We start from the raw sequence: 4981 nt of genomic DNA on the forward strand, positions 1-4981 counted from the left end.
ATTAGTATAATTATAGCACGAGCTCTGATAAATATGAACATGATGAGTGATCGTTAAATTTATACTGCAATCTGATGCGATTATTGAATAAAAAGTGGAGGGATTGGGTATGTCTATAGATACATACACAGAAACACTTAAGATAAATAAGCTAATAGAAAAAGCTACATCACATTTTCAACTCGTTGAACGCTTCGCTGATGGCGTCGAGCTGGTCGGCGGTCATCCGCTGCGGCGGCGCCTCCGTGAGCCCGAGTCTCGCCTGAGCGGTTTCTTGATCGCGGTGGCTTCGGAGATCCAGCCAGCGATGAGCGCCGGGTCGCCGCCGGCGTCGAGGGTGGCCCTGTACCTGTCGATCTTGGCGTCGGCGTCCGCGATTGCCTGACGCAGGTTCTCGATCTCGCCAGTGGCGTCATGGGCGGTGAGCGCAGCGCGGTACTCCGCGTCGGCGACCCGGCGGAGGTTGTCGGCGAGCGATTGGCGTGACGACACCGTCGGCACCCATGCGGTTCCGTCAGAGCCAGTAGTGGCGACCGTTACTGATGTACTCAGGCTCTGACCATCCGGCGTTGGCCGGGTGGCTCTGCCAGTGTTCCCGGAGCGAGACGACACTAGCCGTGACATCTTGGAGCAGCCGGGCCTGCCGTCGCACGAACGTCTTGTCGGTGACGTTCGTGCGCAGCGCATGTGCTGGCTTCTGCCTTGCGACGCGCACGTCCTTGATCGGTTTAAGTATCTCGCGCCGCACGTCTTTGGCAAGGCCGTTGCGCTCGAGCAGCCGGTCGAGACGATTGAGCGTGCCGATAGCCTGCCCCTTGTCGTCCATCTTCGGGACGCCGGCCTTGTCGAATGCGTCGTGCCGAAGGTTCTCCGACAACAGCTTGTCGAGCTGATGGATGAAGGCGTCGAATTCCTGCTGCGACGGCCGCAGAATCCAGCCGAACTCACGCGGGCGCTCAGTGCTCTTCAATAGGTCGACACCAAACGCCTTCCGGTGCAGCTCGTTCAAGCTTTGAAGCTCGAATAGCAGTCGAGCGAACGGGCCAAGCCCATCGGGCCACCGTCCGAGGATCTGGGCGCCGCGCCAGACAGGGTGCGGCTGCAAACCATCGACGGCCGGCACCTCGTAAGTGCGCCATCTTTGCTGGTGCGTGGGAGTCAGGTTGCCGAGGTCGTACAAGAAGGCGCAGACGCGTCGGGTGATCGGCGTGGTTTCGTCGTCGCGGTCGAACGTCGACATATCGTACGCGAAGCCGACGTGGTGGATCGACGTCTTGTCGTCCTCGTGCTCCTCGGCATCCTCGTACACGGCATCTGTGACTGACACCCAGAGCCCGAAGTCGCTGACCTCAAAGTGGTACCGCGGGTCGTTCCGGTACGCCTCCAGCACGTCAATACGGAAGTAAGCCACCTCCAAATTGCCGCCACCTTCAGCCTGGCGCCGTCGGTACGGCTGGTCAGCAAGCAGGCCGGGCTGAACGACCTCTGCCAGCGCGGCGGCGGTCGGGTAGAGGCAAACGACAAGCCGGTCGTCGGCCGAGTCAGCAATGTCTTGCAACTGCTCGTCGAGACTTCTACCGCTCGACCAGGGACGGATGTGGGGGTTCATCCAGTCCGTGGTGCTGATGACCTCCAAGCGCCCAGCTTTTACCAAAGTCGCGGCCTCATCGAGTGTCGCTTGACTGGCGTCGCGCAGGGCAAGTCCGTTGAAGTCGCGTGACTCCAAATAGAACTTGAGGACTTCCGCAAACAGGGACTGCATATAGAAAGCGTAACATCGTAAGCAACCGCTTAAAATGCTCCAATGTGGGGGCAGGGCAGTTCAGCGCTCGATCAGGATGTCTCTAATGTTTCGGAAAATCGGAGCGAACGCGGATACGTCGAGCTGGCCGAACTGCCCGACGTCGCCGTGCACAAGCTCGGCGAACCTTGCCTTTGAGAGTCCGACTGAACAGCCATCATTATCAACGATAAACCCCGCCAGCCCATCGAACACCTTCTTTTCAAGCTCGACGGCAGCAACAGGAGGATGTTCGCCAGAACACGGTCTTCGAAGGCGGCCGCGTGGGCTTAGAACTCCTAACTCTTTGAGTGGTGGAGGCGGCGCCAGCAGATCAAGGCGCAGCCGAGTTTGAGTAGGGCTTGGTGGATGTCGTCGCGGATCTCCCAGCGGATGCGCAGGCGGCGGAACCAGTGCAGCAGCGCGAAGCTTTGCTCGACGACCCAGCGCAGCTTGCCCAGCCCGGAGCCGTGCTCGGTGCCGCGTCGGGCGATGACCGGTGTGATGCCCAACTCGCGCACCAGGGCGCGGTACTTGTCGTGGTCGTAGCCGCGGTCGGCGTACACCTTCGGTGCTCGACGGCGAGGCCGTCCGCGTTTCCCGCGGATCGGCGGTATCGCTTGCAGCAGCGGCAGCAGTTGAGTGACGTCGTTGCGGTTGCCACCGGTCAGCAGCACCGCCAACGGAACACCGCCGGCGTCGGTGATCAGGTGATGCTTGGAGCCCAGCCGGCCGCGGTCTACCGGACTCCGGCCGGTTTTGGGCCGCCCTTGAGCGCTCGGACATGGCTGGAGTCGACCACCACCCGGGACAGATCCAGCTTGCCTGCCGCCCGTAGTTCGGCGAGCAGAACCTCGTGCAGGCGTTGCCACACGCCGGCGTTGTTCCAATCGCGCAGCCTGCGCCAGCAGGTCATCCCGCAGCCGAAGCCGAGCTCGCTCGGCAGCCATTCCCAGCGGATGCCGGTGAACAGAACGAACAAGATGCCGCACAAGACCTTGCGGTCATCGACCGGCCGGCGACCAGGACCCGAACGAGCCGGCTGTTTCGGGATCAGCGGCTCGATGCGGGCCCAGAGGTCGTCATCGACCAGCCATGGCTGGGGGTCGCGCTTCCTCATGTCACCGACAACGGCCGACCCGAAGATCAAGTCATGCCGATGCACCCGATTGAGTTAGGAGCTCTTAGGCCCGACGGTTCCGGTCAGGCCCAATTGCCGAAAGTCGAGGGAGCGGCAGCTCAAGTAGGTATGGCGCACTACGCCATTTTCGCGCGTTTACGTTCCTCATGCCAATTCAGAACGCCAAGCGAGGCTCCGAGGACTGCGGCAAACCCTACGAGAACCATCGTCGTGGTTTTGGCCTCTGTGCGCCGCCAGTTGTGGATGTCAGCAAACAGCGGATCGTCGTTCGAACGAAGAGCCTTCGGCAGGAACCACGGTCCGGTCCACCCCAGTCGCCCGCTCGCCATACTTACATCGCCCATCGAATTTAGGCATCCGATGGCGAAGTCTTTGGGCATCTTCCGCATCACGGGTACAATGCGCCAAGTTGACGGGCGAGCCAAGAGAATGGCTGTAGCCAAGTGCACGTCCATGGCGGCCAGGATTTCTGCCACGAGCTCGTCAGGCCACTTGTGCAAGATGGTGGCGGCCGAGCCCGGGGCGAGCTTCTCAAGCTCGGCGGCCGCCTCTGGAACGGAGCGGCGCAACTGGCGCAACGCAGCTTCCTTCGGCCCACTTTCCAGGAATGCGCCGATGGGCAAGGCCGCGGTGAGTTCCTGGCTGCCGAAGCGGGCTTGTTGCTCGCTCAGGCGGTTCCGTGCTTCTTCTCACCTCTCCAGCTCGTCTGCGTCCGTCAGGCCGACCAGGTCCAGAAACCTGATCTGCTGATCGTGGGTGGGCAGCCGTCGGCCATTCACGATTTCACTGATAATGGGACGTGACATCGACACGCCGCCGACTGCTGTCGCCGCCTTCTCGGCAAGGCGCCGTTGAGATAGGCCTGCCTCCTCCATCAGTCGTGCCCAAGCGTCGCCCAACTCGGCAAGCGTTGTGATGGTCGAGGAATCAACTACGTTGTCAGCCACTGTTACAGCTCTCCTTCCGGGTGGTCGGCACAATACTCTGCGCGCAAAGCGCACTGGCATACCGTGACGTGTTCGATCGTTATGGACCGTCGGCGGATCACCGCCGTCGGTCGTCTGCAAAGCCGTCTACTCCGGACCTGTTTCTGCATGGATCTTCGCCTCCTACGTTGGGCCGACCGCCTGATCGTTAGGCGGGTCGCGTAGGCGTTCGCCAAGGTAAACGCAGCGGCTAGCACCGCACACCCGCCAGACACCACCTTGAGTGAGGCACCGGCTAGCTCGGTCACGGCGACCGCGAAGTGGATGGTCGGCTCCGCTGCTGGATCGTGAAGAAGCATCATCAGGTGCGTGAGGTAGAAGGTAATTGGGTGCAGCATTGCGAACCTCCCGTTCGAGGGAACAGCCGGCACGACGTAACCGGACTGGTTCCACGATGCAGGGGATGCCCTTCGCTTGGGAGAGGCCGCGGCACTCGTTGACCGGCACTGACCGGCCAAGAAATTGGCGATCGTGGTCATGCCACCCGGACCTTGGCTCAGCCACTATGTCGGCGCTCGATCACGGTCGGGTCGACCAGCTCCTAGTCTTGGCGCAGGGGCGGTGGACCCGTCCGGCAGGAAGACAAGATCGACTGGCCGTACCAGTCTCGGACAAGCGGTTCTGCCGTGACTGAGCCCGGCTGCGGGATCAGCAGAACGCGCCGCCAACAGCATCGTGGAAATCCCGAGCCGTGGGGCCACATCTACGTCGCGTTGGCGGTCACCGCCGACGGCACCCGCGACACCCTCGGCTTGTGGGCCGGCGACGGTGGTGGAGGCGCCAAGTTCTGGCCTGCAGGTGCTCACCGTGCTCAAGAATCGCCGTGTCGAGGACGCGTGCATGGTCGTTTTGCGCGGCCTGAAAGGTCTGCCGGATGCGATCGGGCTGACCTGATCCCAGGCGGTCGTCCAGACGTCAACTATGCACAATGGCGCGGCCGAGACGATGTCGGTAGTCACTCTCACCGTCCTGGGCAGGACCTGTGCAGGCGCGTCTGAGCTTCCCCCGCTTTGATGGAGTGGTTACCTGCTCCCGGTCGGAGCAGGCGTGAGGTTGTCTGGCTCGGTCTGGGCG

General features: G+C 62.0%; 5 protein-coding genes. All 5 read right to left on the bottom strand.

The window, feature by feature from the left end; genetic code table 11:
• Positions 1-222: 222 nt before the first annotated feature.
• Positions 223-501, bottom strand: a complete 279-nt coding sequence (locus AB0M20_RS27025; protein WP_364302846.1) for a hypothetical protein — start codon at positions 499-501, stop codon at positions 223-225.
• 13 nt (positions 502-514) lie between these two features.
• Positions 515-1762 carry a hypothetical protein gene (locus AB0M20_RS27030; RefSeq protein WP_364302847.1) on the bottom strand — a complete coding sequence of 416 codons (1248 nt, stop codon included), beginning with the start codon at positions 1760-1762 and terminating at the stop codon, positions 515-517.
• Between the two features lie 317 nt (positions 1763-2079).
• Positions 2080-2900, bottom strand: a protein-coding gene (locus tag AB0M20_RS27035; protein ID WP_364302849.1) for an IS5 family transposase whose coding sequence is annotated in 2 segments (ribosomal slippage) — positions 2080-2543 and positions 2543-2900 — 822 coding nt in all. Because the reading frame shifts where the segments join, the coding sequence is not laid out codon by codon here.
• Positions 2901-3037: 137 nt separating this feature from the next.
• Entirely contained in the window at positions 3038-3544 is a 507-nt protein-coding gene (locus AB0M20_RS27040) for a hypothetical protein (protein ID WP_364302851.1), read from the bottom strand.
• 66 nt (positions 3545-3610) lie between these two features.
• Positions 3611-3868, bottom strand: coding sequence for a helix-turn-helix transcriptional regulator (locus AB0M20_RS27045; protein ID WP_364302853.1), 258 nt, complete (start codon positions 3866-3868; stop codon positions 3611-3613).
• Positions 3869-4981 lie beyond the last annotated feature (1113 nt).

Origin of the sequence: Actinoplanes sp. NPDC051633, assembly GCF_040681735.1 — a bacterium.
GTDB lineage: Bacteria > Actinomycetota > Actinomycetes > Mycobacteriales > Micromonosporaceae > Actinoplanes.

Excerpts from the sequence above, each read along its gene's own strand:
- AB0M20_RS27030 (WP_364302847.1), bottom strand. The coding sequence starts at position 1,762 with ATGCAGTCCCTGTTTGCGGAAGTCCTCAAGTTCTATTTGGAGTCACGC.